23 protein-coding genes and 1 tRNA gene are annotated in these 25,519 nt (G+C 64.7%); 17 read left to right on the top strand and 7 right to left on the bottom strand.

Features of this window, described 5'->3' with window-relative positions; all coding sequences use genetic code 11:
* Positions 1–6 precede the first annotated feature (6 nt).
* A tRNA-Arg gene (locus P0D71_RS25535) sits at positions 7–80 on the top strand.
* A 102-nt stretch (positions 81–182) separates the two neighbouring features.
* On the opposite strand, the gene P0D71_RS25530 is transcribed toward P0D71_RS25535, so the two are convergent.
* On the bottom strand, positions 183–566 hold the full coding sequence (locus tag P0D71_RS25530) for a DUF427 domain-containing protein (RefSeq protein ID WP_408482708.1): 384 nt from the start codon (positions 564–566) through the stop codon (positions 183–185).
* Positions 567–814: 248 nt separating this feature from the next.
* A complete protein-coding gene (locus P0D71_RS25525; protein WP_408482706.1) occupies positions 815–2,392 on the bottom strand; it encodes an acid phosphatase in 1,578 nt (525 codons plus the stop codon).
* 247 nt (positions 2,393–2,639) lie between these two features.
* Here P0D71_RS25525 and P0D71_RS25520 point away from each other — a divergent pair, with 247 nt between their 5' ends.
* Entirely contained in the window at positions 2,640–4,037 is a 1,398-nt protein-coding gene (locus tag P0D71_RS25520; RefSeq protein ID WP_408482705.1) for a cytochrome-c peroxidase, read from the top strand.
* Between the two features lie 67 nt (positions 4,038–4,104).
* On the opposite strand, the gene P0D71_RS25515 is transcribed toward P0D71_RS25520, so the two are convergent.
* A complete protein-coding gene (locus P0D71_RS25515) occupies positions 4,105–4,344 on the bottom strand; it encodes a hypothetical protein (RefSeq protein WP_091792629.1) in 240 nt (79 codons plus the stop codon).
* A gap of 301 nt (positions 4,345–4,645) precedes the next feature.
* On the opposite strand from P0D71_RS25515, the gene P0D71_RS25510 reads away from it, so the two are divergent.
* Together P0D71_RS25510 and P0D71_RS25505 are read left to right on the top strand one after the other, a co-directional pair.
* On the top strand, positions 4,646–5,035 hold the full coding sequence (locus P0D71_RS25510; protein ID WP_091792630.1) for an RT0821/Lpp0805 family surface protein: 390 nt from the start codon (positions 4,646–4,648) through the stop codon (positions 5,033–5,035).
* Positions 5,036–5,141: 106 nt separating this feature from the next.
* Positions 5,142–5,591, top strand: coding sequence for an NUDIX hydrolase (locus tag P0D71_RS25505; RefSeq protein WP_091792631.1), 450 nt, complete (start codon positions 5,142–5,144; stop codon positions 5,589–5,591).
* A gap of 44 nt (positions 5,592–5,635) precedes the next feature.
* Here the strand turns inward: P0D71_RS25505 and P0D71_RS25500 are convergent, their stop codons facing one another.
* Together P0D71_RS25500 and P0D71_RS25495 are read right to left on the bottom strand one after the other, a co-directional pair.
* A complete protein-coding gene (locus P0D71_RS25500; protein ID WP_408482703.1) occupies positions 5,636–6,649 on the bottom strand; it encodes a transporter substrate-binding domain-containing protein in 1,014 nt (337 codons plus the stop codon).
* Between the two features lie 138 nt (positions 6,650–6,787).
* A complete protein-coding gene (locus P0D71_RS25495) occupies positions 6,788–8,497 on the bottom strand; it encodes a glutamine--tRNA ligase/YqeY domain fusion protein (protein ID WP_091792632.1) in 1,710 nt (569 codons plus the stop codon).
* Positions 8,498–8,861: 364 nt separating this feature from the next.
* On the opposite strand from P0D71_RS25495, the gene ggt reads away from it, so the two are divergent.
* Both ggt and P0D71_RS25485 read left to right on the top strand, forming a co-directional pair.
* The gene (ggt, locus tag P0D71_RS25490) at positions 8,862–10,601 is read left to right on the top strand and encodes a gamma-glutamyltransferase (RefSeq protein ID WP_408300358.1); all 1,740 of its coding nucleotides are present in this window, start codon (positions 8,862–8,864) and stop codon (positions 10,599–10,601) included.
* A gap of 73 nt (positions 10,602–10,674) precedes the next feature.
* The gene (locus tag P0D71_RS25485) at positions 10,675–11,244 is read left to right on the top strand and encodes an RBBP9/YdeN family alpha/beta hydrolase (RefSeq protein ID WP_408482701.1); all 570 of its coding nucleotides are present in this window, start codon (positions 10,675–10,677) and stop codon (positions 11,242–11,244) included.
* 70 nt (positions 11,245–11,314) lie between these two features.
* Here P0D71_RS25485 and P0D71_RS25480 read toward each other — a convergent pair whose 3' ends face one another.
* Positions 11,315–12,535 carry a CaiB/BaiF CoA transferase family protein gene (locus P0D71_RS25480; protein ID WP_408186627.1) on the bottom strand — a complete coding sequence of 407 codons (1,221 nt, stop codon included), beginning with the start codon at positions 12,533–12,535 and terminating at the stop codon, positions 11,315–11,317.
* Between the two features lie 341 nt (positions 12,536–12,876).
* Between P0D71_RS25480 and alaS the strand changes: the two genes are divergently transcribed.
* Positions 12,877–15,501, top strand: coding sequence for an alanine--tRNA ligase (gene alaS, locus P0D71_RS25475; protein ID WP_408186628.1), 2,625 nt, complete (start codon positions 12,877–12,879; stop codon positions 15,499–15,501).
* Positions 15,502–15,771: 270 nt separating this feature from the next.
* Here the strand turns inward: alaS and P0D71_RS25470 are convergent, their stop codons facing one another.
* Positions 15,772–16,689 carry a LysR family transcriptional regulator gene (locus tag P0D71_RS25470; RefSeq protein ID WP_408482700.1) on the bottom strand — a complete coding sequence of 306 codons (918 nt, stop codon included), beginning with the start codon at positions 16,687–16,689 and terminating at the stop codon, positions 15,772–15,774.
* A gap of 116 nt (positions 16,690–16,805) precedes the next feature.
* On the opposite strand from P0D71_RS25470, the gene P0D71_RS25465 reads away from it, so the two are divergent.
* The 10 genes from P0D71_RS25465 (at position 16,806) to P0D71_RS25420 (ending at position 25,457) form a co-directional block, all read left to right on the top strand.
* A complete protein-coding gene (locus P0D71_RS25465) occupies positions 16,806–18,095 on the top strand; it encodes a YbfB/YjiJ family MFS transporter (protein WP_408482699.1) in 1,290 nt (429 codons plus the stop codon).
* A gap of 121 nt (positions 18,096–18,216) precedes the next feature.
* Positions 18,217–19,248, top strand: coding sequence for a threonine aldolase family protein (locus P0D71_RS25460; protein WP_091792638.1), 1,032 nt, complete (start codon positions 18,217–18,219; stop codon positions 19,246–19,248).
* Positions 19,249–19,314: 66 nt separating this feature from the next.
* On the top strand, positions 19,315–19,845 hold the full coding sequence (locus P0D71_RS25455; RefSeq protein ID WP_091792639.1) for an NUDIX domain-containing protein: 531 nt from the start codon (positions 19,315–19,317) through the stop codon (positions 19,843–19,845).
* Positions 19,846–19,893: 48 nt separating this feature from the next.
* Positions 19,894–21,042, top strand: coding sequence for a 4-hydroxybutyrate dehydrogenase (gene gbd / locus P0D71_RS25450; protein ID WP_408186631.1), 1,149 nt, complete (start codon positions 19,894–19,896; stop codon positions 21,040–21,042).
* Positions 21,043–21,095: 53 nt separating this feature from the next.
* Entirely contained in the window at positions 21,096–21,545 is a 450-nt protein-coding gene (locus P0D71_RS25445) for an acyl-CoA thioesterase (protein ID WP_408186632.1), read from the top strand.
* A gap of 4 nt (positions 21,546–21,549) precedes the next feature.
* On the top strand, positions 21,550–22,488 hold the full coding sequence (locus P0D71_RS25440; RefSeq protein WP_408482697.1) for a branched-chain amino acid ABC transporter permease: 939 nt from the start codon (positions 21,550–21,552) through the stop codon (positions 22,486–22,488).
* A 5-nt stretch (positions 22,489–22,493) separates the two neighbouring features.
* Entirely contained in the window at positions 22,494–23,804 is a 1,311-nt protein-coding gene (locus tag P0D71_RS25435) for a branched-chain amino acid ABC transporter permease (protein ID WP_408482761.1), read from the top strand.
* On the top strand, positions 23,801–24,553 hold the full coding sequence (locus P0D71_RS25430; protein ID WP_091792643.1) for an ABC transporter ATP-binding protein: 753 nt from the start codon (positions 23,801–23,803) through the stop codon (positions 24,551–24,553). The genes P0D71_RS25435 and P0D71_RS25430 overlap by 4 nt, the downstream gene beginning before the upstream one ends.
* Complete coding sequence (locus P0D71_RS25425; RefSeq protein ID WP_408482695.1) at positions 24,550–25,263, top strand: ABC transporter ATP-binding protein; 714 nt, start codon at positions 24,550–24,552, stop codon at positions 25,261–25,263. Before P0D71_RS25430 ends, P0D71_RS25425 begins: the two co-directional genes overlap by 4 nt.
* Positions 25,260–25,457, top strand: a complete 198-nt coding sequence (locus P0D71_RS25420) for a hypothetical protein (RefSeq protein ID WP_143048271.1) — start codon at positions 25,260–25,262, stop codon at positions 25,455–25,457. The genes P0D71_RS25425 and P0D71_RS25420 overlap by 4 nt, the downstream gene beginning before the upstream one ends.
* Positions 25,458–25,519: the final 62 nt, after the last annotated feature.

Here is a 25,519-nt window from a genome sequence, read left to right as displayed (position 1 = left end):
GTCAATACGGCAGTAGCTCAGCTGGATAGAGCATCGGCCTTCTAAGCCGAGGGTGGGGGGTTCGAGTCCCTCCTGCCGTACTTTTCATGTTTGCGAGTGCTCACGCCGCGCGGCGTGCCGCTGCCCGTGCAGGTGCGCGGCGAGCGTGCGTCGCTCATTGCTGCTGCCTCGCCGCGCCGTTCTCAACCGGCCGCTTTCACATCGATCGAGTCCACGCGGTCTGGATAGAACGCGAGATGCTGCGCGATCTCTTTCACCGCCGCATACGGCGACTCGTAAGTCCACACCGCGTTCACCGTCCGCTCGCCGCCAAGCGGAATGCTGTAGTACGCGCAATCGCCCTTGTACGGGCAGTAGGTTGCGTGGTCGGTGCGCGCGAGCAGCGTCATCTCGACGTCGTTGCGCGGAATGTAATACACCGCCGGATACGACGCTTCACGCAGCACCAGCGCATTGTGCGTATCGGCGATCACCTTGCCGGCTACGGTCACGACCACGCGCGCCTTCGCTGGTTCGACCGTAATCGGATGGTCGGGGCCGGGTACCTTGATGGTTCTTCCAGTCATGCTGTCGAACTCCTGAGTGAGTGGGCAAGCCCGCCATGCATTGCGAAGCATGTCGAGCCGTCATCGGCGAGGCGAAGCGATCGCGTCTTGCGTCGAAGCATACGCCGCTCGTGAAAACGCGTCGCACTCCGTGCGGCAGGCATAAAAAAAGGGCAGCCGAAGCTGCCCCTCAAAGTCTCACCGTCCGGCGGACTGTTGCTTGATGCTCAACGTCGTCCGCGTGGTATCGGACGCGTTCGGCCGTTCGCTCATGGCCGGATGTTCAGCGCGGCCGTGAGATCGCCCATCGGCTTGCTGCCGTTGCTCACGAGCGCCGCGTCGCGCGCCGCGATGCCCGGCAGCGTCGGCAGCGAGAAGCGGTGCGTGATGAAACGCAGGATCGAGGTGGTGTCGTACTGCGTGTGGTCGACATAACCCTTCTTCGCGTACGGCGAGATGATCAGCGCCGGAATACGCGTGCCCGGACCCCAGCGGTCGGCTTTCGGCGGCGCCACGTGATCCCAGAAGCCGCCGTTTTCGTCGTACGTCACGACGACCACCATGTTGTTCCACTGCGGGCTCTTCTGCAGATGCGAAATCACGTCGGCGATGTGCTGGTCGCCCGACGCGACGTCCGTATAGCCCGGGTGTTCGTTCAGGTTGCCCTGCGGCTTGTAGAACGACACTTGCGGAAGCGTGCCGCTGTCGATCGCCTTGATGAACTCCGAACCGCCCAGGCCGCCGTCGAGCAGATGCTGCGCGCGGTTCGCGCTACCCGGCGCGAGGTCGGCGAAATAGTTGAACGGCTGGTGATGCGGCTGGAAGTTCGGCGCCGACAGATTCGCGCCGTAGATCACGTTCGAGGTGCCGGTTTGCGCCGCCGACACCGCCGCACCCCACGCGCCGCCGTACCATGCCCACGACACCTTCGCGTTGTTCAGCAGATCGCCGATGTGCTGCTGCGTCTGCGCCGGCAGGGTGGTCGCCGCGGACGGATCGGCGAGATTCTTGTCGCCGCCCGACGCCGCCTTGTTGCCGCTCGGCTGATACGGCGGCTGCATCGTGTTGATCGCGTAGAAGTCAGGCGTGAGGTTGCCTGAATTCACGTATTTGGGCGGGCCGCTCAACGCCGAAGCCGGCGAGTTGGCCGCGACCTTCAGCGTGACGCCGTCGCTTTCCACCGACGAGATCGAGCCGGCCGCCGGGCTCTTGTCCGCGTTCGGATAGGTCGGCGTGCACGCGCACACGAGCCACTGGTGGTTCAGGAACGAGCCGCCGAACGCGCCCATGAAGAAGTTGTCGGCCAGCGTGTACTGTTGCGCGATCTTCCAAAGCGGCAGCTTGTCGGCATTGAGCGAGTAGTGGCCCATCACGAGACCGCCCGAATCCGCCCACGCGGCGAACTTGTCGTTCTTGCCGCCGTCGATCTGCATCTGGTTCTCGTAGAAGCGGTGATACAGGTCGCGCGTGGTGGCCGTGATCGGCGTGTTGAAACCGTTCGGATCGTCGATCGCGAACGGACTGTTCGGCAGATTTGCCGTCATGGCCTGTGTCACCACCGGCGTCACGCCGGTTTGCGTGAGGCCGTTCCACACCTGCGGCAGCGTCGCGAGCGTCGTGCCGTTGCGGTCCACCTGCGTGGCGCTTGCCGCCGTCACGTTCTGCAAACCGTTCGCGCCCGGGAAGTTGCCGTACAGGTTGTCGAAGCTGCGGTTTTCCGCGTAAATCACCACGACCGTCTTGATCGAGGTGATGTCCGGTTGCGTGACTTCACTGCCGCCGCATGCATACAGGCTCAACGCTGCTGCGATCGCGATAGGCGTCGCACAGATCAGTTTCTTGTTCATTTGATGTGGTTTCTCTCTCGCGTTGGGGGCGGGCCACGTGCACTCCTTACACGGATGGCCGCCGGCGAAAGTTTGGCAAGGCAATTTGACAGAAAGATGTAATTGATTACGAATCGCCTCTGCTTTGGGAAATTCCGTCGGCTACATGTCATTTAATCGACATGCGGATGAAATACGCTCGCGGACTTCACTATCGCGAACTCACATCTTTCATATGCGGCCAGGTCTGTCGGGGATTCGAAAAATAATGGCTGGAGGCGTGGCGCGGCGTACTGCCGGACTCGCGCCGAGGCGCGTGCGGCTCGCCGCGGCGCTCGCGCTGACCGCCATGACCATGACCCTTGCCGCGTGTGACGCGGGTGCGCCGGGGACCGCGGCCATCGCGAGTGAAGCGGCGAGCGCTGGCGCGGGCGCATCGTCCCATTCGTCCGGGCCGGTTGCGGCGTCGGCTGTGCGGGTCGCCGGCCATGAGGCGGGCCAGTCGCGCGCGCAGGTCTATGAGTCGGTGCGGCAGATGACAGCCCTCGGTAAGCAGCTGTTTTTCGATGCGTCGCTCTCCGGCTCCGGCAAGCTCGCTTGCGCGTCGTGCCACAGTCCGGACCATGGGTTCTCGCCGGCCAATGCGTTGTCGGTGCAACTGGGCGGCAGCGATATGCACCGCACCGGCATGCGCGCCGCGCCGACGCTGAAGTATCTGCAATCGGTGCCGGCGTTCGCCGAGCACTATCACGAGTCCGACGACGAGGGCGACGAAAGCGTGGACGCGGGGCCGACGGGCGGCCTGACCTGGGATGGCCGCGTGGACCGTGGCGCTGACCAGGCGCGCATTCCGTTGCTGTCGTCGTTCGAAATGGGCAGCACGCCGGCCAGGGTCACGGCGGCGGTCAAGGCCGCGCCGTATGCCGGCGCTTTCCGCGCGGCCTTCGGCGAACACGTTTTCGATAGCGACGACGCCACCTTCAAAGCCGTGCTGCAAGCGCTCGAAACCTTCGAGCAGACGCCCGAAACTTTCTATCCGTACACCAGCAAGTACGACGCGTATCTCGCCGGCAAGGCACCGTTGACGCAAGCCGAACTTCGCGGACTGCAGCTCTTCAACGACGAAAATAAAGGCAATTGTGCAAGCTGCCACATTAGCCAGCGCACTAAAGACGGCGCGCCACCGCAGTTCAGCGACTTCGGTTTGATCGCGATCGGCGTGCCGCGTAATCGCACGCTGCCCGTGAATCGCGATCCGCATTTCTATGACCTCGGCGCGTGCGGTCCGGAGCGCACCGATCTGAAGGGCCGCGCCGAATTTTGCGGCATTTTCCGCACACCGACGCTGCGCAATGTGGCGTTGAAGAAGAGCTTCTTCCACAACGGCATCTATCATTCGCTCGATCAGGTGGTGCGCTTCTATGCGCAGCGCGACACGAACCCCGAGAAGTTCTATCCGGTGTCGAAAGGCAAGGTGCAGAAGTTCGACGATCTGCCGCAGCAATACTGGGCCAATCTGAATACCGAGGCGCCGTTCGACCGCAAACCGGGCGACAAGCCGGCGCTCGACGAGGCTGAAATCAAGGACGTGGTCGCGTTTTTGAATACGCTGACGGACGGGTATAGCGCGGGTGGCGGGACGGTCAGTTCAGTGGCCGCGAAGTGAAGCAAGACGTGGATGCAGGTGGTGCAAGGGCTGCGATTGCTCGCGTAGTCAGCCGCTCAGTGCAGTCTTAATCGCCTGCGCTCGCCAGCATGTAATAGCAGCCGACGAGCAGCCAGGCGAACGACATGAGCAGGCAAGCGATGCCCGCGCGCGTCAGCAGATTGGGCCAGCGGGCGCGAGGCAGCGCGTCCATCCGCACGATGCGCCGCGCAAGTCCCGGATCGCGGCGAATAGCAACCGGCACGAGCGCGAGGCACAGCAGCGCCAGCGCGGCAGCGAAGATTTCCAGAGTGGACAGGATGTGCATGGCGAGGTGGCCGGGGCGGGTTTCGGATTGCCGCGAAAGCGCGACAAGCCATCTTAAGAATGGGTCGTACTATTCGGAATGGGACGCGTCCTAAAATTGCGTGAGGCCGCCGCAGGCGCCAACGCGTGACTCGGGGAGCGGCGCGCGCCGCAGGCTCACGTCTCGGGCGTTTGTGCTGGTTCACAGCTCAGCCGTTTCGCACGGTCACTTCAGAGGCGCCATGCTATGCTCTTGAGGTCCAGATCGCGAGACGCCGTGAGCGTGCGCGAGACCGTCCGAACACTTTCGAGGAGAACCCTTCATGTCGATGCGAACCCGTGTGCTGTGTCACCTGACCGCCGCTAGTGTGTTGCTCGGTGGCGCGATCGGCGCGCACGCAGCGAACCTCGGCTTTCTGAACGACACGCCGCTCACCTATATGAAGCAACGCGACATCGACTCGGTCAAAAAGGCGGTCTTCTCCGCCCTCAACGACAAGCAGGACGGCGAAACCACGAACTGGGTCAATGAAGGCACGGGCAACAGCGTAAAGATCGACGCAGCGATAACGGTTGCCAGCACGGCCAAAGATGGCGAACGCACCTGCCGTGATGTCGGCGTCGTCCTCAATGCGAAGGGACAGTCCATGAGCCTGCGCCCGCAGTTCTGCAAGCAGGGCAGCGGCACCTGGCAACTGCAGAAAAAGCATTGAGCATGCAGGCCGTCATGGCGGCGCGTGTCCGCTTGCTGCCGGCGCGGCTGGAAGTCCCGCATGTGCGTGTGCGCTGGTGTGTGTGCTCGCGTGAAGCGGGGGCGCGATGAGCGCGCGGGTGATCTCGTGCGGCATCGTGTTGCTTGATCCGGATGGCCGCGTGCTGCTCGCGCATGCCACCGAGACATCGCACTGGGATATTCCGAAAGGGCACGGCGAAGAAGGCGAGGCGCCGCATGTCACGGCGTTGCGCGAGATGGTCGAGGAGACCGGTATCGCCATCGAGCCCGCGCGTCTGAAAGACCTCGGTCTGTTCGTCTACCGGCGCGACAAGGATCTGCATCTGTTCGGCGCGCGCGCTACCGTCGACGAACTCGATCTGAGCGTATGCACCTGCACGTCGCTTTTTCCGCGCCGCTATGACGGCACGCTGATTCCGGAAATGGATGCCTACCGCTGGACCTCGCCGGACGAGGTCGACAAGTATGCGAGCCGCAGTCTCACGCGGCTCTTTCAGACCACGCTGTCACTCGCGGAATTGCACCGGTCGCTCTAGTGGCGAGGTTGGCGAGGCGGGCGAGTGCGCAGGCCGCCTGACGTTCAGTCGAGCGCGCGATCGTTGGGATGCGCGAAGAGGGCGCGGTTCTGCTCCGACAGCGGAAAATTCAGATTGATACCGTGCGGCGGAATGGGTTGCGTGAACCACTGCTTGTACAGACGTTCCGCTTCGCCGGAAGTCTGACCGCGTGCGATCACCCCGTTCACGAGGCTGCGGAACGGTTCATCGCCCTTGCGGAACATGCACGCGTAAACTTCATAGCCAAGCGGCGTGCCGGTCACCACGAAGTCGTCCGGACGCGGGTCGGTCGCTTTGAAACCGTACACGATCGGCTCGTCCATCACGAAGGCCACGGCCCGATCGTCCTTGAGCGCGCCGAACGCCTCGGGATGATCCCGGGCACTGGTGATGCGCATGTTCAGATGCTTGTCGGTATTCAGGCGACGCAGCAGGCGCTCATCCGAGGTGCCCGCGGTCGTTACGACCGCCTTGCCGGCCAGATCCTGAAAATCCGTAATGCCGCTGTTTTTGCGCGCGATCATGCGCACCGCGTACTGGAAGAAACTGTTGGAGAACGCAGCCAGATTTTCGCGTTCCACCGTGTGCGTGGTCGACCCGCACTCCAGATCGATCTGGTTGTTGAGCAACATCGGCGTACGGTTCGACGAGGTCACGGTGATCTCGCGCACCTTCAGTTGCGGCATGCCGAGCGTTTTCTTGATCTCGTCCACGATCTGCAGCGCGATGGTCTGCGAGTAGCCGACCGTGCCTTTGCCGTCGAAATAGGAAAAGGGGATCGACGCTTCACGCACGCCGAGCACGACCACGCCATCATCGTGAATTTTCTTCAGCGTGCCGGTGAGTTCGTCCGCGTACGCGGAGCAGGTCAGCGACGCCGCGCCGAAGGCGGCCAGTGCCATGAGCGCGCGACGCGCACCACGAACGCAGCCGCGCGTGGCCTGCGCGGCGCCGCGCGTTGCACGCCACGCCGTGTCCTGCATGGGGTGCCGCGCTGTGTCCTTGATACTCGCCCTGTGGCGGGCTGAAACTTTCATCAGACCTCCGGGACTGGCGCTTGCGAACACCGCGTCGTCACTGTCGATGGAATAGGGATGCAACAAAACGGCGTGCATCCTTCTCACGAGACGCACGCCGTATTCAACGTTTACTGCGCAACAAAGCTCACGTTCAGCTTACGCCGGCTTGCCCCAACTATCGCGCAGGCTGACGATGCGATTGAATACGGGCTTACCCGGTTGCGAATCGACGCGGTCGGCAACGAAGTAGCCGTGGCGTTCGAACTGATAGCGCTGTTCCGGCAGCGCCTCGCGCGCGCCCGGCTCGAGGTAGGCGTTGACCACGCGCTTCGAATCCGGATTCAGCGCCTCGAGGAAATCGCGGCCGCCGGCGTCCGGTTGCGGCTCCTTGAACAGGCGGTCGTAGATGCGCACTTCGGCCGGGCACGCGGCTGCGGCGCTGACCCAGTGGATGTTGCCCTTGACCTTGTAGTTGTTCGCGCCTTCGGTGCCCGATTTGCTGTCCGGGAAGTAGTTGCAGTGGATCGCGACGATGTTGCCGTTTTCGTCCTTGTCCGCGCCGATGCATTCGATCACGTAGCCGTAGCGCAGGCGTACCTTGTTGCCCGGGAACAGACGGAAGTAGCCCTTGGGCGGCGTTTCGTTATAGTCGTCGCGCTCGATCCACAGCTCGCGTGAAATCGGAAATTCGCGCACGCCCATTTCCGGATGATGCGGGTGGACCGGCGCATTGCACGGCTCGGTCACGCCTTCCGGGAAGTTGTCGATGATCAGCTTGACGGGGTCGAGCACGGCGGCCGTGCGCGGCGCCTTCGCGTCGAGGTCGTCGCGCAGCGCGCCTTCGAACACGCTCATGTCGATCCACGAATCGACCTTGGTGATGCCGATACGCTCGCAGAACAACTGGATCGCTTCCGGCGTGAAGCCGCGCCGGCGCACGCCGACGATGGTCGGCATACGCGGATCGTCCCAGCCGTCCACGTGGCCTTCGGTCACGAGTTGCAGCAGCTTGCGCTTGCTGGTGATCGCGTAGGTCAGATTCAGGCGCGAAAATTCGATCTGCTGCGGGAGCGGGCGCGTGAAAATGCCGGCCTCGGCAAGCTCGTTCAGAATCCAGTCGTACAGCGGACGGTGGTCTTCGAACTCCAGCGTGCACAGCGAATGCGTGATGTTTTCCAGCGCGTCCGAGATGCAGTGCGTGTAGTCGTACATGGGGTACACGCACCACTTGTCGCCGGTCCGGTAGTGATGCGCGAAACGGATCCGGTAAATGACCGGATCGCGCATATTGAAGTTCGGCGACGACATGTCGATCTTCGCGCGCAGCACATGCTCGCCTTCCTTGAACTCACCGGCCTTCATGCGGCGGAACAGGTCGAGATTCTCCTGCACCGAACGTTCGCGAAAGCGCGAGGGCGTGCCGACTTCCGTGGCCGAGCCGCGGTTCGCGCGCATTTCTTCGGCCGACTGACTGTCCACATACGCCTTACCGCGTTCGATCAGCAGCTCGGCGAATTCGTACAGCTTGTCGTAGTAATCGCTCGCGTAGTAGAGCTGTTCCTTGCCGTCTTTTTCCCACTCGAAGCCGAGCCAGCGCACGGCGTCGATGATCGAGTCGACGTATTCGACGCTTTCCTTTTCCGGATTGGTGTCGTCGAAGCGCAAATGGCACACGCCGCCGTAGCTGCGCGCCACGCCGAAGTTCAGGCAGATGCTCTTGGCGTGACCGATATGCAGATAGCCGTTCGGCTCGGGCGGAAAGCGCGTTTCGACGCGCTGGCCCCACTTGCCGGTGCGGTTGTCTTCGTCAATGATGTTGCGGATGAAATTGGATGCCGCTGGCGCGTCGTTGCGTTCGGTATTCATGCGAGAAGGTGAAAGTCTGTCGAGGGCGCGCAATGCGTCCTCTTATCCGACAATTCTACCTGACGAGCCCCGTTGCGGCAGGCGAGTGCGGCATGCAGCCAACGTTTGAGCCGTTTTCGAGGCGGATTCGGGGCGCAGCCGGCGCTGTAACAGGAGGTAAATCGGTTTGTTGATGGGTTCGCCGCCGACTTAGGATGCGAGCGGCGCGGCCTCGTCCGCTCGCGTGCGGCATGCCCGCATTGGGCTTTCTGGCGCCGCACCCGGTCGCGAGCCTTCCATGCCCGGGCCGCACAGTCCCTTGTCGCCTTGCACGAAATCCCGCCGTTCGTGCACCATGGCGCCCTCAGTTGCCGGAGTTTCTCGGATGTCTGTCCCCACGCACGGCGCGCCTCGCGCGCCTTTCACCGCTCTTAATTTCGCCCGGCTCGTGACGGTGTCGGCCATGCTCGCCGCGTTTGCGGGCAGCGCGCTCGCGCCCGTGCCCGCTTTGGCGAAAACGCCGCCGCCCAAAGCCGTATTCGACGCGTCGGCCGTGGCCGTGCCGGACCGTTACAGCGCGGACACGGCGCAGCAGATTTTCGCCGCCGGCGGCAACGCGGTGGATGCCGCTGTCGCAATCGCGTTCACGCTGGCCGTGACCTGTCCGGACGCGGGCAATCTGGGCGGCGGCGGATTCATGACCGTGTTCATGGACGGCAAGCCGTACTTCCTCGACTACCGCGAGCGCGCGCCGCAACAGGCGACCCGCGACATGTACCTCGACGACAAGGGCAACCTGTTGCCGGGCATGAGCACCGTCGGCCACCGCGCGGTGGCCGTGCCGGGGACGGTCGAGGGCATGTGGGAGGCGCAGCAGCGTTTCGGCAAGCTGAAGTGGAAGCAGGTGCTGGCGCCGGCGATCCGCTATGCCACCGACGGTTTTCAGGTCGAGCCATGGTTGCAGCAGCGCCGCGACGCCGCGGCGAAGAACTTCGCCGGCAAGACCAATTTCGACGCGTACTTTTCCAGTCTCAAGGCAGGCGTGACGTACCGCCAGCCTGAACTCGCGCAGACGCTGTCGCGCATTGCGAGCGACGGCGGGCGCGAATTCTACGAAGGCCGCACCGCGGATCTGATTGCCCAGCAGATGTACGGCCACGGTCTTGTCACGAAGCAGGACCTGATTCAATACAAAGCCGTGTGGCGCCAGCCGCTCACCGCCGACTGGAACGGCTACCAGGTCGTTACCGCGCCGCCGCCGAGTTCGGGCGGCGTCGGGCTGATCCAGATGCTGAAGATGAAAGCCGATCTGAAGCAGGCGTTCGACGGCCTCGAACTCAATTCCGTGCCGTATATCCATCTGATCGCACAGATCGAGGACCGCGTGTTCGCTGATCGCCAGCAATACCTGGGCGATCCGGATGCGTACAAGGTGCCGGTCGGCAAACTGATCGACGACGCCTACCTTGTGCAGCGCGCGGACGAAGTCAAACCCGACGAAGTGCCGGGCGCGGTGCCGGTCAAGCCGGGCCTCGGCGACGCGGCGCCGGAGAAGGCGCAGACCACGCATTTCTCGGTGGTCGACAAGTGGGGCAATGCCGTGTCGAACACGTACACGTTGAACGGTGACTTCGGTTCGGGCGTGGTGGTGGACGGCGGCGGCTTTCTGCTGAACGACGCCATGGATGACTTCGTCACCAGGCCGGCGAGCGCGAGCGGCGCGGAGGTCAATACGGTGGCGCCCGGACGCCGCCCGCTGTCGTCGATGACGCCGACCATTCTGCTGAAGGACAACAAGGTATCGCTCGTGATCGGCACGCCAGGCGGCTCGCGCATCCTGACCTCGATATTCCAGATAATGACCGACCTGTACGATTTCAATATGCCGCCCGCCGACGCGCTCGCCGCGATGCGTTTCCACCATCAGTTGCTGCCGCAAAAGACGATCTATTTCGAGCCGTATCATCCGGTCACGGGTGAGCTGGCCGAGCAGTTGCAAGGCATGGGCTACACGCTCGAGGGGCAGTCGTTCAACGGCGATGTGCAGATGATTCGTATCGACGGCACCGCGCCTGAGCCGGCAGCGGACCCGCGCGGCGTGGGTGTGGCGCGCGTGATGCGTTGAAAAGGGTGGCCGTGCCTACGACAATAAATTGCAAGTCACGACTAACTGCAGGTAACGACCAACGGGGAACGCGATGAGCGGACAAAAACAACTGAGCACACTTGTGCTGCCCGGCTATCAAGGCTCCGGCGCCGGCCATTGGCAGACGCGTTGGAAAGCGCTGAATCCGTCATTCGTACGGGTGCGAATGACGGACTGGGACCACCCGGAACGCGACGCCTGGTGCCGCACGCTCGATGCCGCCGTAGCCGCCGCTGACGCACCGGTGGTGTTCGCCGCGCATAGCCTCGGCTGCCTGGCGGTCGCCTTCTGGGCCTCGCAGTACGCGGGCGCCGCGCAGCTTGCGAAGGTGGCGGGCGCATTGCTGGTCGCTCCGCCCGATCCCGCCGAAGCGCATTTCCCGCAGGACGCGAGCGGTTTCGCACCCGTGCCGCTCACGCGCCTGCCGTTTCCGTCCATTGTCGTGGCGAGCCGCGACGATCCCTATGGCGGCGTGCCGTTTTCACAGACCTGTGCGAACGCTTGGGGCAGCCGTTGGATCGACATCGGTGCGCGCGGGCATATCAACGCGGACAGCGGGCTTGGTGATTGGGACGAAGGGCGCGAGTGGCTGGAGTCGTTCGGTACGTCAAACCGTCGCTGAGTAACGCTCGCGCTGAACGCGATCAACGTGCCACCGTGATCAACGCGCGACCACCGCGACCCCGGCGGATTCAAATCACCGACTGCCCCCGCAACGCCGCGATCCTCGCTTCGTCATAGCCGAGCACGTCACGCAAAATGCTCTCCGTGTGTTCCCCGAGCATAGGCGGATGCGCAAGCGCTTCGGGCGGCGTGCCGGTCATATTGATCGGATTGCGCACCAGCTTGACCGTGCCGCCCGACGGATGCGGCAGATCCACCTGCATCCCGCGCGCCACCACCTGTTCGTTCTCGAAGACTTCACCGAGATCGTTGATCGGCCCACACGGCACGCCTGCGGCTTCGAGCGCGCTGATCCATTGCTGCTTGCCCTGGAGCCGGACCATCTCCGCGAGAATCGGCACGAGGATGTCGCGATTGCGCACCCGCGCCGGGTTGGTCGCGAATCGCTCGTCGTCGGCCAGTTCCGGACGGCCGCCCACTTCGACGAATTTGCGGAACTGCCCGTCGTTGCCGACCGCGACGATGATCCAGCTGTCGCTCGTCTGGAACGTCTGGTACGGCACGATGTTGGGATGCGCATTGCCCCAGCGCACCGGCGGCTGGCCGCTTGCCAGGTAGTTCGAATTCATATTGGCGAGCATCGCCACCTGCACGTCGAGCAGCGCCATGTCGATGTACTGGCCTTCGCCCGTCCGGTCGCGGTGGGTGAGGGCGGTGAGCACGGCAATGGTCGAGTACATGCCGGTCATGAGGTCGGCGATCGCGACGCCGGCCTTCTGCGGGCCGCCGCCCGGCTGGCCGTCGCGTTCGCCGGTAATGCTCATGAAGCCGCCAATGCCTTGCACGATAAAGTCGTAGCCGGCGCGCTGCGCATACGGCCCGGTCTGCCCGAAGCCTGTCACCGAGCAATAGATGAGGTCGGGCTTCACTTCCTTGAGCGATGCGTAGTCCAGACCGTATTTCTTCAACTGGCCGACCTTGTAGTTCTCAAGCACCACGTCGCTCTGCGCGGCCAGCTCGCGGATGATCCGCTGGCCTTCGGGCGAAGCGATGTCGACGGTGACCGAGCGCTTGTTGCGGTTCGCCGCGAGGTAATACGCGGCTTCGCGGGTGTCTTCGCCGTCAGGTGTCTTGAGGTACGGCGGCCCCCAATGGCGGGTGTCGTCGCCGACTTCGGGGCGTTCGATCTTGATCACGTCGGCGCCGAAATCGGCAAGAGTCTGCGCGCACCAGGGTCCGGCGAGCACGCGTGTGAGATCCAGCACGCGGATATGACTGAGAGCGCCCATATTCGTAGATGTCTCCTGTGTCGGCCAGCGCGCAGCGCGCCCTGGTTTCATGCACGTAGTTGCGAATCGCGAGGCGGCGCGCAAGGCGCCGCGAATGGAGGCAATCTTAAGCGATTCCGGCACGCGGGCGGAGTCGGCCGAACGTCATAAGACTAACGGCGCGCCCCATAATGTCCCACGCTGCCCGCTCAAACCTGGCCGAACGGCCGACCCTGCAGGGCGCGCTGCCGCGCACGGGCGCCGATCCCGTATAATCAGTCGTTTAAGAAACAAACAGTTGGCGCATCCCACGATGCCGCCGGTAACAGCCAGGGAACTGGCAAACCCGTCCCCCGCACGCTATGAAAGCCGCCGAAATCCGCGAGAAATTCCTCAAGTTCTTCGAATCGAAGGGCCATACGATCGTTCGCTCGTCGAGCCTTGTGCCCGGCAACGATCCGACACTGCTCTTCACCAATTCGGGAATGGTGCAGTTCAAAGATGTGTTCCTCGGCGCGGAGTCGCGTCCATATTCCCGCGCCACGACCGCGCAGCGCAGCGTGCGCGCCGGCGGCAAGCACAACGATCTGGAAAACGTCGGCTACACCGCGCGTCACCACACGTTCTTCGAAATGCTGGGCAACTTCTCGTTCGGCGACTACTTCAAGCGCGACGCGATCCACTACGCGTGGGAGCTGCTGACAGGCGTATACCAGCTGCCGAAAGACAAGCTGTGGGTCACCGTCTATCACGAAGACGACGAAGCGCACGACATCTGGGCGAAAGAAGTGGGCGTGCCGGTCGAGCGCATCATCCGTATCGGCGACAACAAGGGTGCGCGCTACGCGTCGGACAACTTCTGGCAGATGGCCGACACCGGCCCGTGCGGCCCGTGCTCGGAAATTTTCTACGATCACGGCCCGGACGTGTGGGGCGGCCCCCCGGGGTCTCCTGAAGAAGACGGCGACCGCTACATCGAGATCTGGAATCTCGTGTTCATGCAGTTCAATCGCGACGCGCAAGGCAACATGACCCCGCTGCCCAAGCAGTGCGTCGACACCGGCATGGGCCTGGAGCGTATCGCCGCCGTTCTGCAGCACGTGCACAGCAACTATGAGATCGACCTGTTCCAGGCGCTCATCAAGGCTGCGGGCCGCGAAACCGGCGTGAGCGACCTGACCAACAACTCGCTGAAGGTGATTGCCGATCACATTCGCGCGTGCTCGTTCCTGATCGTCGACGGCGTGATTCCGGGCAACGAAGGCCGCGGCTACGTGCTGCGCCGGATCGTGCGCCGCGCGATCCGTCACGGCTACAAGCTGGGCAAGAAGGGCTCGTTCTTCCACCGCATGGTGGCGGACCTCGTCGCGCAAATGGGCAGTGCGTATCCGGAACTGAAGGAAGCCGAGCAACGCGTGACCGACGTGCTGCGTCAGGAAGAAGAGCGCTTCTTTGAAACCATCGAACACGGCATGTCGATTCTCGAGAGCGCGTTGGCCGACCTCGAAGCCAAGGGCGGCAAGACGCTCGACGGCGAACTCGCATTCAAGCTGCACGACACCTATGGCTTCCCGCTGGATCTGACGGCAGACGTGTGCCGCGAGCGCGAAGTCACGGTCGACGAAGCCGCGTTCGACGAAGCCATGGCGCGTCAGCGCGAACAGGCTCGCGCGGCCGGCAAGTTCAAGATGGCGCAAGGCCTCGAATACTCGGGCGCGAAGACCACGTTCCACGGCTACGAAGAAATCGTCTTCGACGACGCGAAGGTAATCGCGTTGTATGTGGATGGCGCATCCGTGCAGGAAGTGAGCCACGGCCAGCAGGCGGTGGTCGTGCTGGATCACACGCCGTTCTACGCGGAATCGGGCGGCCAGGTCGGCGACCAGGGCGTGCTGGCCAACGCGAGCGTGCGCTTCGCGGTGAGCGATACGCTGAAGGTGCAAGCCGACGTGGTCGGTCATCACGGCACGCTGGAGCAGGGCACGCTGAAGGTGGGCGACGTCGTCAAGGCGGAAATCGACGCGGTGCGCCGCGCCCGCACGGCCCGCAACCACTCGGCCACGCACTTGATGCACAAGGCGTTGCGCGAAGTGCTCGGTTCGCACGTGCAGCAGAAGGGATCACTCGTCGACGCGGACAAGACCCGTTTCGACTTCGCGCACAACGCGCCGATGACAGACGAGCAGATCCGCCGCGTCGAGGAAATCGTCAATGCCGAAGTGCTGGCGAACGCGCCGGGCATCGTGCAGGTCATGCCGTTTGACGAAGCCGTGAAGGGCGGTGCGATGGCGCTGTTCGGCGAAAAGTACGGCGACGAAGTGCGTGTGCTCGACCTGGGTTTTTCGCGTGAATTGTGCGGCGGTACGCACGTCCATCGCACCGGCGACATCGGCCTCTTCAAGATCGTGATGGAAGGCGGCGTGGCGGCGGGCATCCGTCGCGTGGAAGCGATTACGGGCGACAACGCCGTGCGCTTCGTGCAGGATCTCGACGCGCGCATCAATGCGGCCGCTGCCGTGCTGAAGGCGCAACCGTCGGAATTGACGCAACGTATCGTCCAGGTGCAGGACCAGGTGAAGTCGCTGGAAAAGGAACTGAGCGCGCTGAAGTCGAAAATGGCGTCGAGCCAGGGCGACGAACTGGCCGGTCAGGCGATCGAAGTCGGCGGCGTGCACGTGCTCGCAGCTACGCTCGAAGGCGCGGACGTGAAGACGCTGCGCGAAACCGTCGACAAGCTGAAGGACAAGCTGAAGAGCGCGGCGATCGTGCTGGCATCGGTCGAAGGCGGCAAGGTGAGCCTGATCGCGGGTGTCACGGCGGACGCCAGCAAGAAGGTCAAGGCAGGCGAACTGGTGAACTTCGTCGCGCAGCAAGTCGGCGGCAAGGGCGGTGGCCGTCCGGATATGGCGCAGGCGGGCGGCACCGAGCCGGCGAATCTGCCGGCGGCACTGGCCGGCGTCAAGGGCTGGGTCGAAGGCCAGCTCTGATTCGAGCATGATTGGGCCACACCGCGCGCCGCAGTTTGGGCGTGCCGTGTGGCCTGAGTTTTTTTAGGTCTGTCACGCCAGTTTGTTCATTGGCGTGGCGCCCCGCCTCGCGAGGATTCCCTCGTAGTTCACCTTCGCACAATTGATCTCATGCCGCGCCGCGCAGGCATAACCGCAACCGCAACCGCAACCGCAACCGCAACCGCAACCGCAACCGCAACCGCAACCGCAACCGCAACCGCAACCGCAGCCACAGCCACAGCGGCAAGATCAGGAAGCACCTTCCGCCGCAGTTGCTGGCTCAGGCAAATTCGCGACACTTTCCCGAGTCACCATTGCCTGCTTGAGCGCGTTCAGTGCGGACGAAAAATGCCCGCGCCGCCACACGAGCAATGTCTCGATCTCGCCGATATCCGGTAGCTCATGCACCGCGATATTGCTGGCGTCAGCCTGCAAATTCAGCACCGATCGTGGCGCGACCGCCACTCCCGCGCCGGCGGCCACGCAAGCCACGATCGCGTGGTAGGAGCCCAACTCCAGCACGCGCGCGGGCCTCACGCCGTGTTCCAGATACCACTTCTCGATGTAGGCCCGGTAAGCGCAACCGCGCTCGAACGCGATCAGCGTTGACAGCGCAATGTCCCGTACGTCGTGGATCGGCCGATGCCCGCGGGGCGTCAGCATCACCAGCTCCTCCCTGAACACAGGCACCGACTCGAATAATTCGCCGAGCGCGGCGGGGTCCAACGGCGTTGCCACCAACGCCGCATCCACTTCGAATTCGCGCACCCGCTCGATCAGCTTGCCGGTCGTGCCGGTTTCCAGTTCCAGTGCAACTGCGGGCCACCGCTGGTGGTAATGCGCGAGCAACGCGGGAAGACGCGTTGCCGCGACGCTTTCCATCGTGCCCAAACGCAGGCGCCCGCTCGGACGATCCTCGCGCACCGCGTGACGCGCCTCGTCGGCGAGCGCGAGCAGCCGTTCAGCATATGGCAGCAGCGTCTCGCCGGCCGGCGTCAGCACGAGACGGCGGCCGTCGCGGATGAACAGGTCGGTGCCCAGTTGCTCTTCAAGCTGCTTGATGCGCGTGGTGACGTTCGATTGCACGCGGTTGAGCTTGGCAGCGGCGCGCGTCACGCCGTTTTCCCGCACGACGGCGCGAAAAATGGTCAGGGCGGCCAGATCCATGATTCTCTCCTGGCGATTGGTGATATCCGAATTATTCATTTTTCGTGATCGAAAGGTCAAGCTATCATGAATTCAACCATTCCGATCCTGCTAACGGCATCTATCACCGCCCGCTCATGAACGAATTCGCCTCCATTGCGCGCGGCAGCCTAGCCGGGCACCACGCCGCCCGCCGCGCCGCGCTTGCCTGCATGGTCACACTGGCCGTTGCGCTCGGCATCGGCCGATTTGCGTTCACGCCGCTCTTGCCTCTGATGCTGCACGGCGGCGCATTTGGCCAGCCGCAGATCGACATTCAGCATGGTGGGTGGCTTGCGTCGTTCAATTACGCGGGCTATTTCGTCGGCGCGGTCAGTTGCGCCGCGCTGCGGATCGAGCCGGCGCGAATGGTGCGCGCGGGGCTTGCGGCGACGGTGCTGCTGACGCTGGCGATGGGCGTGACGAGCCAGTTCTGGGTATGGGCGGCGGTACGCTTCGTCGCCGGCGCGGTCAGTGCGATGACGTTCGTTTTCGCGTCGCAGTGGGGCTTGCGGCGGCTCGCCGAACTCGGTGCGCCGGAGTGGGGCGGGGTGATCTATACGGGGCCGGGTGTGGGTATCGTCGGAACGGGTCTGCTGGTCACCGTGGCGGATGGGTACGGGCCCTCGACGGGGTGGCTCGGTTTTGGGCTTGTCGCCGCAGTTCTGGCGATTGTGGTTTGGCCGGTTTTCACCGCTCGCGGGAATGAGCAGGGTGCTCGCCAGGTGGACAGCAATGCCGCGCCTGCCGAGACTCCCGCCACTCCGGCCCCCGCCCCAAGAAGCCACGCCCTCCCCACCACCACCCGCCCCGCCGACGCCTTCTGGCTCATCCTCCTCTACGGCATCCCCGGCTTCGGCTACATCATCACCGCGACTTTCCTGCCGGTGATCGCGCGTCACGCGTTGCCCGGCTCGTCCTGGCCGGACCTGTTCTGGCCGATGTTCGGCGCGGCGCTAATCGTCGGCGCACTGCTGGCCGCGCGTTTGCCGGTGCATTGGGACAATCGCAAGCTGCTGGCCGGCTGTTACGTGCTGCAGGCGTGCGGCATTGCGCTCGGTATCGTCTGGCCGACAGCAGGCGGCTTCTCATTCGGCAGCATCCTGATCGGCTTGCCGTTTACCGCGATCACCCTGTTCGCGATGCGCGAGGCGAGGCGTCTGCGTGGCGACGACGCTGCCGCGCTGATGGGTTATGCGACGGCGGCCTATGGTGTCGGTCAGATCGTCGGCCCGCTGGTCGCGGCGCCGATTGCCGCACGGAGCGGGTCGTTTTCGCCGGCGCTGTGGCTGGCGGCGACCGCGTTGCTGGTGGGCGCGGCCGGGCTGATCGTCGTCGCGCGCATGACTCGTGGCCGTGGCCGCATGCCCGATTGCGGCTGCAACTGAGCGCGTATCGACGCGACCGCCCCCGCCGGCCCGCAACCGGAAAACAAATAACCGAAGGGCGCACTAAAATGACCGCTTTCCCGTCATCTCAGCGCGCCTGTCGCCGGGCGCGCCGCCAGCCATGCAACATTTCGCGTCCGACAACTACGCCGGCATCTGCCCCGAAGCGCTCGAAGCGCTGATCGCCGCCAACAACAGCGGCCACGAGCCGGCCTACGGCGACGACTCCTGGACCAACCAGGTATGCGACCGTCTGCGCGAGCTGTTCCAGACCGACTGCGAAGTGTTCTTCGTATTCAACGGCACGGCCGCCAATTCGCTGGCGCTCGCGTCGCTATGCCAGTCGTACCATTCGGTGATCTGCCACGAACTCGCGCATATCGAAACCGACGAATGCGGCGGACCGGAGTTCTTCTCGGGCGGCTCGAAACTGCTGACGGCGCCGGGCGTCGGCGGCAAACTCACGCCGGACGCGATCGAAGCGGTGGTCACACGCCGTGCCGACATCCACTACCCGAAACCGAAAGTCGTCACGCTGACTCAATCGACGGAAGTCGGCACGGTCTACAGCGTCGAGGAAGTGCGGGCGATCGCGGCGATCGCCAAGCGGCGTCATCTGAAAGTGCATATGGACGGCGCGCGTTTCGCCAACGCGGTCGCCGCGCTGGACGTGCATCCATCGGAGATCACGTGGCGCGCGGGCGTGGACGTGCTGTGTTTCGGCGGCACCAAGAACGGCTTGCCGGTCGGTGAAGCGGTGGTGTTCTTCGACCGCGCGCTCGCCGACGATTTCGCCTACCGCCTGAAACAGGCGGGCCAACTGGCTTCTAAGATGCGCTTTATTTCCGCGCCGTGGCTGGGTCTGCTCGATAACGACGTCTGGTTGCGCAACGCGCGTCACGCGAATGCGATGGCGCAACTGCTGCAAACGCGGTTGCAGGAAATTCCGGGCGTGAGCATCATGTTTCCCAGAGAATCGAACGCGGTCTTTGCGCAGTTGCCCACGCAAGCCGCCAAGGCCATGCGCGCGCGCGGCTGGAAGTTTTACGAATTCATCGGCGCGGGCGGTTGCCGGCTGATGTGCGCGTGGGATACGCAGCCGGAAACGGTCGAACGGTTCGCCGCCGAGGTGCGGGAGTTGTGCGCGGCGTGACCCGAACGCCATTCCCCAGAAGTCAGACACAATCACACAAAACAAACGGGACGTCTCTCTCACGCCATGACCGAATACCGATTCTGCCCACGCTGTTCCACGCCGCTGATCGAGCGCGCCGATGAAGCGCATGAAGGCGGGCGCATCCGCCAGACCTGCCCCGATACCGAGTGCGGCTACGTCCATTGGAACAACCCGCTGCCCGTGGTGGCGGCGATCGTCGAATACGAAGGCAAGATTCTGCTGGCGCGCAATGCCGCGTGGCAGGAAGGCGTATTCGCGCTGATTACGGGCTTCCTCGAAAACGGCGAGACGCCGGAAGAGGGGATTGCCCGGGAAGTCCTCGAGGAAACTTCGTTGCACGCGGAGACGGTCGAGCTGATCGGCGTGTATGAATTCATCCGCAAGAACGAGCTGATCATCGCGTACCACGTGAAGGCATACGGCACGGTTGCGCTCTCGCCGGAATTGCTCGAATACCGGCTGGTCGAGCCGGCCAGGTTGCGGCCGTGGCGCGCGGGCACCGGCCAGGCGCTCGGCGAATGGATGCGGCGGCGCGGCTTGCCGTTCGAGTTTGTCGAAAGGCCCGGGCAGTAACGGACCAGGCAGCAGGTAAACGAGCTCGCGCTCAGGGAGGAGCACGGCATGGCCTATATTTTCTATCTGACCCACATCCATCTCGGCTACGACGCGCTGTCGCAGTTGCCGTCGGAATGCGGACGCGTCGGCATCAAGCGGCCGCTGATCATCACCGACAAGGGCGTGGTCGCAGCGGGTCTCGCGCAGCGCGCGCTCGACGCGCTGAAACTCGGCGACGTCCCGGTCTTCGACGACACGCCGTCGAACCCGACCGAGGCGATGGTGCTCGCGGCCGCTCAGATGTACCGTGACGAAGGCTGCGACGGCCTGATCGCGGTCGGCGGAGGATCGTCCATCGATCTGGCCAAGGGCGTAGCGATCGCCGCCACGCATCCAGGCGCGCTGACGCAATACGCGACCATTGAAGGCGGCAGCCCGAAGATCACGGCCGCGGTCGCGCCGCTGATCGCGGTACCCACCACGGCGGGCACGGGCAGCGAAGTCGCGCGCGGGGCAATCGTGATCCTGAACGATGGCCGCAAGCTCGGCTTTCATTCGTGGCATCTGTTGCCCAAGTCGGCGTTGTGCGATCCGGCGCTCACGCTCGGCCTGCCGCCGGGGTTGACGGCGGCCACCGGCATGGACGCGGTTGCGCACTGCATCGAAACTTTTCTCGCGCCGGCCTTCAATCCTCCCGCGGACGGCATCGCGCTGGACGGCTTGGAGCGCGCGTGGGCCAACATCGAACGCGCGACGGCGGACGGCAGCGATCGCGACGCGCGCCTGAACATGATGAGCGCTTCGATGCAAGGCGCCATGGCTTTCCAGAAAGGGCTGGGCTGCGTGCACTCGTTGTCGCATCCGCTGGGCGGCCTGACGGTGAACGGGCGCACGTCGCTGCATCACGGCACGCTGAACGCGGTTGTGCTGCCCGCAGTGCTGCGTTTCAACGAGACGGCGGACAGCGTAGTGGCCGAGCGCCGCTATGCAAGAATGCGCCGCGTGATGAATTTGCCGGAGAATGCCGATCTCGCCCAGGCGCTGTTCGACATGACCGCGCGGCTCGGTTTACCGACCGGCCTCAGGCAGATGGGCGTCGACGAAAGCATGTTCGACAAGGTGATTCAGGGTGCGCTCGCCGACCACTGTCACCGCACGAATCCACGCGAAGCGACCGCCGACGACTACCGCCGCATGCTGAGCGAATCGCTCTGAAAAAACAATCGCCGCGCACCGCGCACGACAACGCTAAAGATACTCACGCCAGCATGAACAAACCCGTACCCGTCGCGCGCACCGCCTACCGGCATTTCCTGCCGATCACCACGCGCTGGATGGACAACGACGTCTATGGCCATGTCAACAACGTCGTCTACTACAGCTACTTCGACACGGTGGTGAACGAGTATCTGATCCGCACCGGCGTGCTCGATTTCGAGCATGGCGCGACGATCGGGCTGGTGGTCGAGACGCACTGCAATTACTTCGCGCCGCTGGTGTTTCCCGAGCGGATCGAAGCGGGCCTGCGGGTGGTGCGGCTCGGTACGTCGAGCGTGCGCTACGAAGTGGGGCTTTTCAAGGAGGGCGAAGATCAACCCGCCGCGCAAGGACACTTCGTGCATGTGTATGTGGATCGCGTCACACGGCGTCCGGTGAGCTTGCCCGCCGAATTGCGCGCGGCGCTCGAACCGCTGTGCGTCGCCGGCCAGGCGGAATAGGCGCGTGCAGTCGTTCGTCATCAATCTGCTCAACGGTGTCAGTTACGGCCTGTTGCTGTTCATGCTGTCGGCAGGCTTGACGCTGATTTTCAGCATGCTCGGCGTGCTGAATTTCGCGCACGCGGGCTTTTACATGCTGGGCGCGTACGTCGGCTTTTCGGTGGCGGCGCGCGCGGGATTCTGGAGCGCGCTGGTGATCGCGCCGCTGGTCGTCGGGCTGATCGGCGCGGGCCTGGAGCGTTGGCTGTTGCGGCGCGTGCGCGTACACGGCCATCTCGCGGAATTACTGCTGACGTTCGGCGCCGCGTATCTGCTCGGCGAACTGGTCAAGCTCGGCTGGGGCTTGAGCCCGCTTTCCGCGACGGTGCCGGCCGTGCTCGACGGGCCGCTCTTCACGGTCTACGGCGCGGCGTTCGCGCGCTATCGGGCGTTCATGATGGTGGTATCGCTCGCCATGCTGGGCGTGCTCTACGCGGTGTTGCGCGTGTCGAAGGCGGGGCTGATCGTGCGCGCCGCGCTCACGCACGCGAGCGCCGTCGAAGCGCTCGGCCACAACGTGCCGCGCGTGTTCACCGGCGTGTTCGCGGCCGGCACGGCGCTCGCCGCGTTGGCCGGCGTGATCGGCGCGCCGCTCTTCGTGATCGAACCGGGCATGGCGGAGTCGCTTGGCTCGATCGTGTTCGTGGTGGTCGTGATCGGTGGACTGGGCTCGCTGAGCGGGGCGCTGGCGGCGTCGCTGCTGGTGGGCTGCGTGCAGACGCTGGCCGTGGCGAGCAATGTGTCGCTGGGCGACGTGCTGTCGCTATTCGACGCATCGCTGCCGGCGCAATGGGACGCGCTGACGCTCGCGCAACTCGCGCCGCTGATTCCGTATCTGCTGCTGGTCGCGATGCTGGCGCTGCGCCCGCGCGGCCTCTTCGGGCGGCGTGACGACCATGCGTGACGACCGTGCGTGACCCAGGCGCATCGTCCGCGCTATCCGCGACCGCGCCGCGTGCGGTCTGGCGCGTGCTCGCGTCGTGGCTCGCGCTTATCCTGTTCCTCGCCGTGCCGCCTTTTGTCTGGCCGCAAAGCTGGCTGCTCGCCTATCTCGCGCAGACCGCGACGATGATCGTGTTCGCGCTTTCCTACAATCTGCTGCTTGGCGAGACGGGACTGCTGTCATTCGGTCATGCCGCTTATTCCGGCCTTGGCGCACTCCTCGCCGCGCAGGTGTTCAACCGGATCGGCGTGCCGCTCGTGCTGTTGCCGTTGGTCGGCGGCATCGGCGGCGCGCTGTGCGGTGGGTTGTTCGGTTTCGTCTCGACGCGGCGTGCCGGCACGGCCTTCGCGATGATCACGCTCGGTCTCGGCGAACTCGTGGCGGCCGCCGCATGGACGCTGCCCGACTGGTTCGGCGGCGAGGCGGGCGTGGCGATCGATCGCGCGAGCGGAGCGCCGTGGGGAAGCTGGAGCTTCGGTCCGGCGCGCGAGGCGTATGCGCTGATCGTCGTGTGGTGTCTGCTCGCGAGCGCGGCGATGTTCGCGCTCTCGCGCACGCCCTTCATGCGCGTTGCCAATGCGGTGCGCGACAACCCGGTGCGCGCGGCCGCGATCGGCTGTTATCCGCGCCGCGTCCGCTATGGCGTCGTGGTGTTGTCGGCGTTTTTCGCCGGTATCTCGGGAACCTTGGCGCTGATCAACGTGGAGCTGGTGTCGACGGAAAGCGTCGGCATGATGCGCTCGGGCGCGGTGCTGATCGCCACGGTGATCGGCGGCACGGCGGTGTTTTTCGGTCCGGTCGCGGGCGCGGTCGTTCTGACGTTTTTCAGTGTCGCGGTGGCAAGCGTCACGCGCGCATGGCTGTTCTATCTGGGACTCTTCTTCATCGTGGTCGTGGTGATTTCGCCGGACGGACTCGCGGGTTTCGTTGAGCGGCATGCCGCGCGTGTAGCCACGCACGGCTGGCAGCGATGCCGCGCAGCGTACCTGTGGGGCACGGCGGCCGCGCTGCTGTGGACGGCGGCCGTCGTGCTCGCGGTGCAATGGGCGTACGCCGTGCAATTCGGATTGGACGACGGCGGGGTCTTTAGCGGCACCGGTGGCGCCGGCGGCATGGGCGCGCTGGTCTGGCTGGGCGGGTCGCCGCTCAAGCTCGGCGCCGTGGTCTTCATGCTGGCCGCGCTTGGCGGAGTCGCGGCGCATTACGCGATTCGCGCGCAGGCCCGCCTCGCAGACACGCTTTCGAGCGCCACGCACACCGACGGAGACGAGCGATGATCCCGGCACTCGCGCTCTACGGTATCGAAAAACGTTTCGGCGCTACGCAGATTCTGCGCGGCGTCGATCTCGCGGTTCAGCCCGGCGAACGGCACGCGTTGATTGGTCCAAACGGCGCGGGTAAGTCGACACTCTTCAATCTGATCGCCGGCGGCGCGCGGCCGAACGCCGGGCGCATCGATCTGTTCGGCGCCGAGATTACGCGCCTTGCGCCGGCCGCGATCACGCGCCGCGGACTTGCGCGCAGCTTCCAGAACACCAGCGTGTTCACGCGCCTCAGCGTGTTCGACAACCTGCGCTGCGCGGCGCTGCTGGCGGAGCGCGACCGCACGCGCTGGTGGCAGCGTTTCAGCGGCTCGCGCACGGTCGACGCGCGCGCGGCACAGGTGCTCGACGCGGTGGGCCTGAGTGCGCGCCGCCACGCTCAGGCGGGTACGCTCAGCTATGCCGAGCAACGCGCGCTCGATCTCGGCATCGCGCTCGCGGGCGGCGCGCATACCTTGCTGCTCGACGAACCGACTGCGGGCATGAATCGCGCGGAGGCGGCGCATGCCATCGAACTGATCCGCGAGACCACGGCGGGCCGCACGCTGCTGATGGTCGAGCACGACATGGACGCAGTGTTCGCGATCGCCGATCGCATTTCTGTCCTCGTGCAAGGGCGCATTATCGCGAGCGGCACGCCGGCGGCGATCCGCGCGGATGCGGCGGTACGTGCCGCGTATCTCGGCGAAGGGTTCGGGACATGAGCGCCTTGCTCGACATTCGCGGACTCAATGCGTGGTACGGCGCGAGCCAGGCGTTGCACGGCGTGACGCTGCGCATCGAGGCGGGCGAAGTGCTGGCGCTGGTCGGCCGCAACGGCTCGGGCCGTTCGACACTCGCGCGGGCGATCATGGGCCTCGTGCGCAGCGAAGGCGAACTGCGTTTTGCGGGCCGCTCGCTCGGCGGTCTGCGCACCTTCGAAATCGCGCGTCTCGGGCTGGGTTACGTGCCCGAACATCGCGACGTCTTTCCGACGCTAAGCGTGCACGAGAATCTTCAACTCGGCGTTGCGCCGCGCGAGCGCGGCCGTGCGCCGCGCTTCACTTTCGACGACGCCTATGCGCTTTTTCCCGTGCTGCACGAGCGCAAGCGCACGCGCGCGGGCGCGCTGTCGGGCGGCGAGCAGCAGATGCTGACGCTCGCGCGGGCACTGCTCGGCGATCCCGATCTGCTCGTGATCGACGAACCGGGCGAGGGTCTCGCGCGTCTCGTGATGGAGCAGGTCGCCGGATGTTTGCGGGCGCTGCGCGATCGCGGTGTGGCGATGCTGCTGATTGAACAACGGCTCGTGATCGCACAGGACATCGCCAGCCGCGTCGCGGTGATGGGGCATGGCGAAGTGGTGTTCGACGATGCGCTCGCGTCGTTCGTGCAAAGGACTGACGTGATGCGGGAATGGCTCGGCGTCGGTTGATCGAGGCGCTGACTCGCCGGGTTTTATTGCAGCGCCGCATGGTGAAGGATGATCGCTTTGCTGTGCTGCTGAATGCCTCGCGCGTCGGTTGGCGAGCGCATTGCGTGCGCGGCGCGGCAATCGCGCCGGACATGCCGTTTGAATCTCATTTGCCAGTGCGCCGCTCAGGCCGCGCGCATGCGGCTTTCCGATGACGCGTCACGGCGATTCAAACGCTTGATCGTTTGGTGAGCGTCCTCCAGAAATCTTGTCGGCA

The organism is Paraburkholderia sp. RL17-383-BIF-A (assembly GCF_046028015.1).
Lineage (GTDB): Bacteria > Pseudomonadota > Gammaproteobacteria > Burkholderiales > Burkholderiaceae > Paraburkholderia.
The sequence above is the reverse complement of the archived record's forward strand: the minus strand, read 5'-3'. Positions and strand labels throughout refer to the sequence as shown.

Coding starts and splice junctions, on each gene's coding strand:
- ggt (WP_408300358.1), top strand. CDS start 8,862: ATGTCTGTCCCCACGCACGGCGCGCCTCGCGCGCCTTTCACCGCTCTT.
- P0D71_RS25460 (WP_091792638.1), top strand. CDS start 18,217: ATGCAACATTTCGCGTCCGACAACTACGCCGGCATCTGCCCCGAAGCG.
- P0D71_RS25455 (WP_091792639.1), top strand. CDS start 19,315: ATGACCGAATACCGATTCTGCCCACGCTGTTCCACGCCGCTGATCGAG.
- P0D71_RS25505 (WP_091792631.1), top strand. CDS start 5,142: ATGAGCGCGCGGGTGATCTCGTGCGGCATCGTGTTGCTTGATCCGGAT.
- P0D71_RS25530 (WP_408482708.1), bottom strand. CDS start 566: ATGACTGGAAGAACCATCAAGGTACCCGGCCCCGACCATCCGATTACG.
- P0D71_RS25425 (WP_408482695.1), top strand. CDS start 24,550: ATGAGCGCCTTGCTCGACATTCGCGGACTCAATGCGTGGTACGGCGCG.
- gbd (WP_408186631.1), top strand. CDS start 19,894: ATGGCCTATATTTTCTATCTGACCCACATCCATCTCGGCTACGACGCG.
- P0D71_RS25510 (WP_091792630.1), top strand. CDS start 4,646: ATGTCGATGCGAACCCGTGTGCTGTGTCACCTGACCGCCGCTAGTGTG.
- P0D71_RS25465 (WP_408482699.1), top strand. CDS start 16,806: ATGAACGAATTCGCCTCCATTGCGCGCGGCAGCCTAGCCGGGCACCAC.
- P0D71_RS25525 (WP_408482706.1), bottom strand. CDS start 2,392: ATGAACAAGAAACTGATCTGTGCGACGCCTATCGCGATCGCAGCAGCG.
- P0D71_RS25430 (WP_091792643.1), top strand. CDS start 23,801: ATGATCCCGGCACTCGCGCTCTACGGTATCGAAAAACGTTTCGGCGCT.
- P0D71_RS25485 (WP_408482701.1), top strand. CDS start 10,675: ATGAGCGGACAAAAACAACTGAGCACACTTGTGCTGCCCGGCTATCAA.
- P0D71_RS25495 (WP_091792632.1), bottom strand. CDS start 8,497: ATGAATACCGAACGCAACGACGCGCCAGCGGCATCCAATTTCATCCGC.
- P0D71_RS25445 (WP_408186632.1), top strand. CDS start 21,096: ATGAACAAACCCGTACCCGTCGCGCGCACCGCCTACCGGCATTTCCTG.
- P0D71_RS25470 (WP_408482700.1), bottom strand. CDS start 16,689: ATGGATCTGGCCGCCCTGACCATTTTTCGCGCCGTCGTGCGGGAAAAC.
- alaS (WP_408186628.1), top strand. CDS start 12,877: ATGAAAGCCGCCGAAATCCGCGAGAAATTCCTCAAGTTCTTCGAATCG.
- P0D71_RS25480 (WP_408186627.1), bottom strand. CDS start 12,535: ATGGGCGCTCTCAGTCATATCCGCGTGCTGGATCTCACACGCGTGCTC.
- P0D71_RS25515 (WP_091792629.1), bottom strand. CDS start 4,344: ATGCACATCCTGTCCACTCTGGAAATCTTCGCTGCCGCGCTGGCGCTG.
- P0D71_RS25520 (WP_408482705.1), top strand. CDS start 2,640: ATGGCTGGAGGCGTGGCGCGGCGTACTGCCGGACTCGCGCCGAGGCGC.
- P0D71_RS25500 (WP_408482703.1), bottom strand. CDS start 6,649: ATGAAAGTTTCAGCCCGCCACAGGGCGAGTATCAAGGACACAGCGCGG.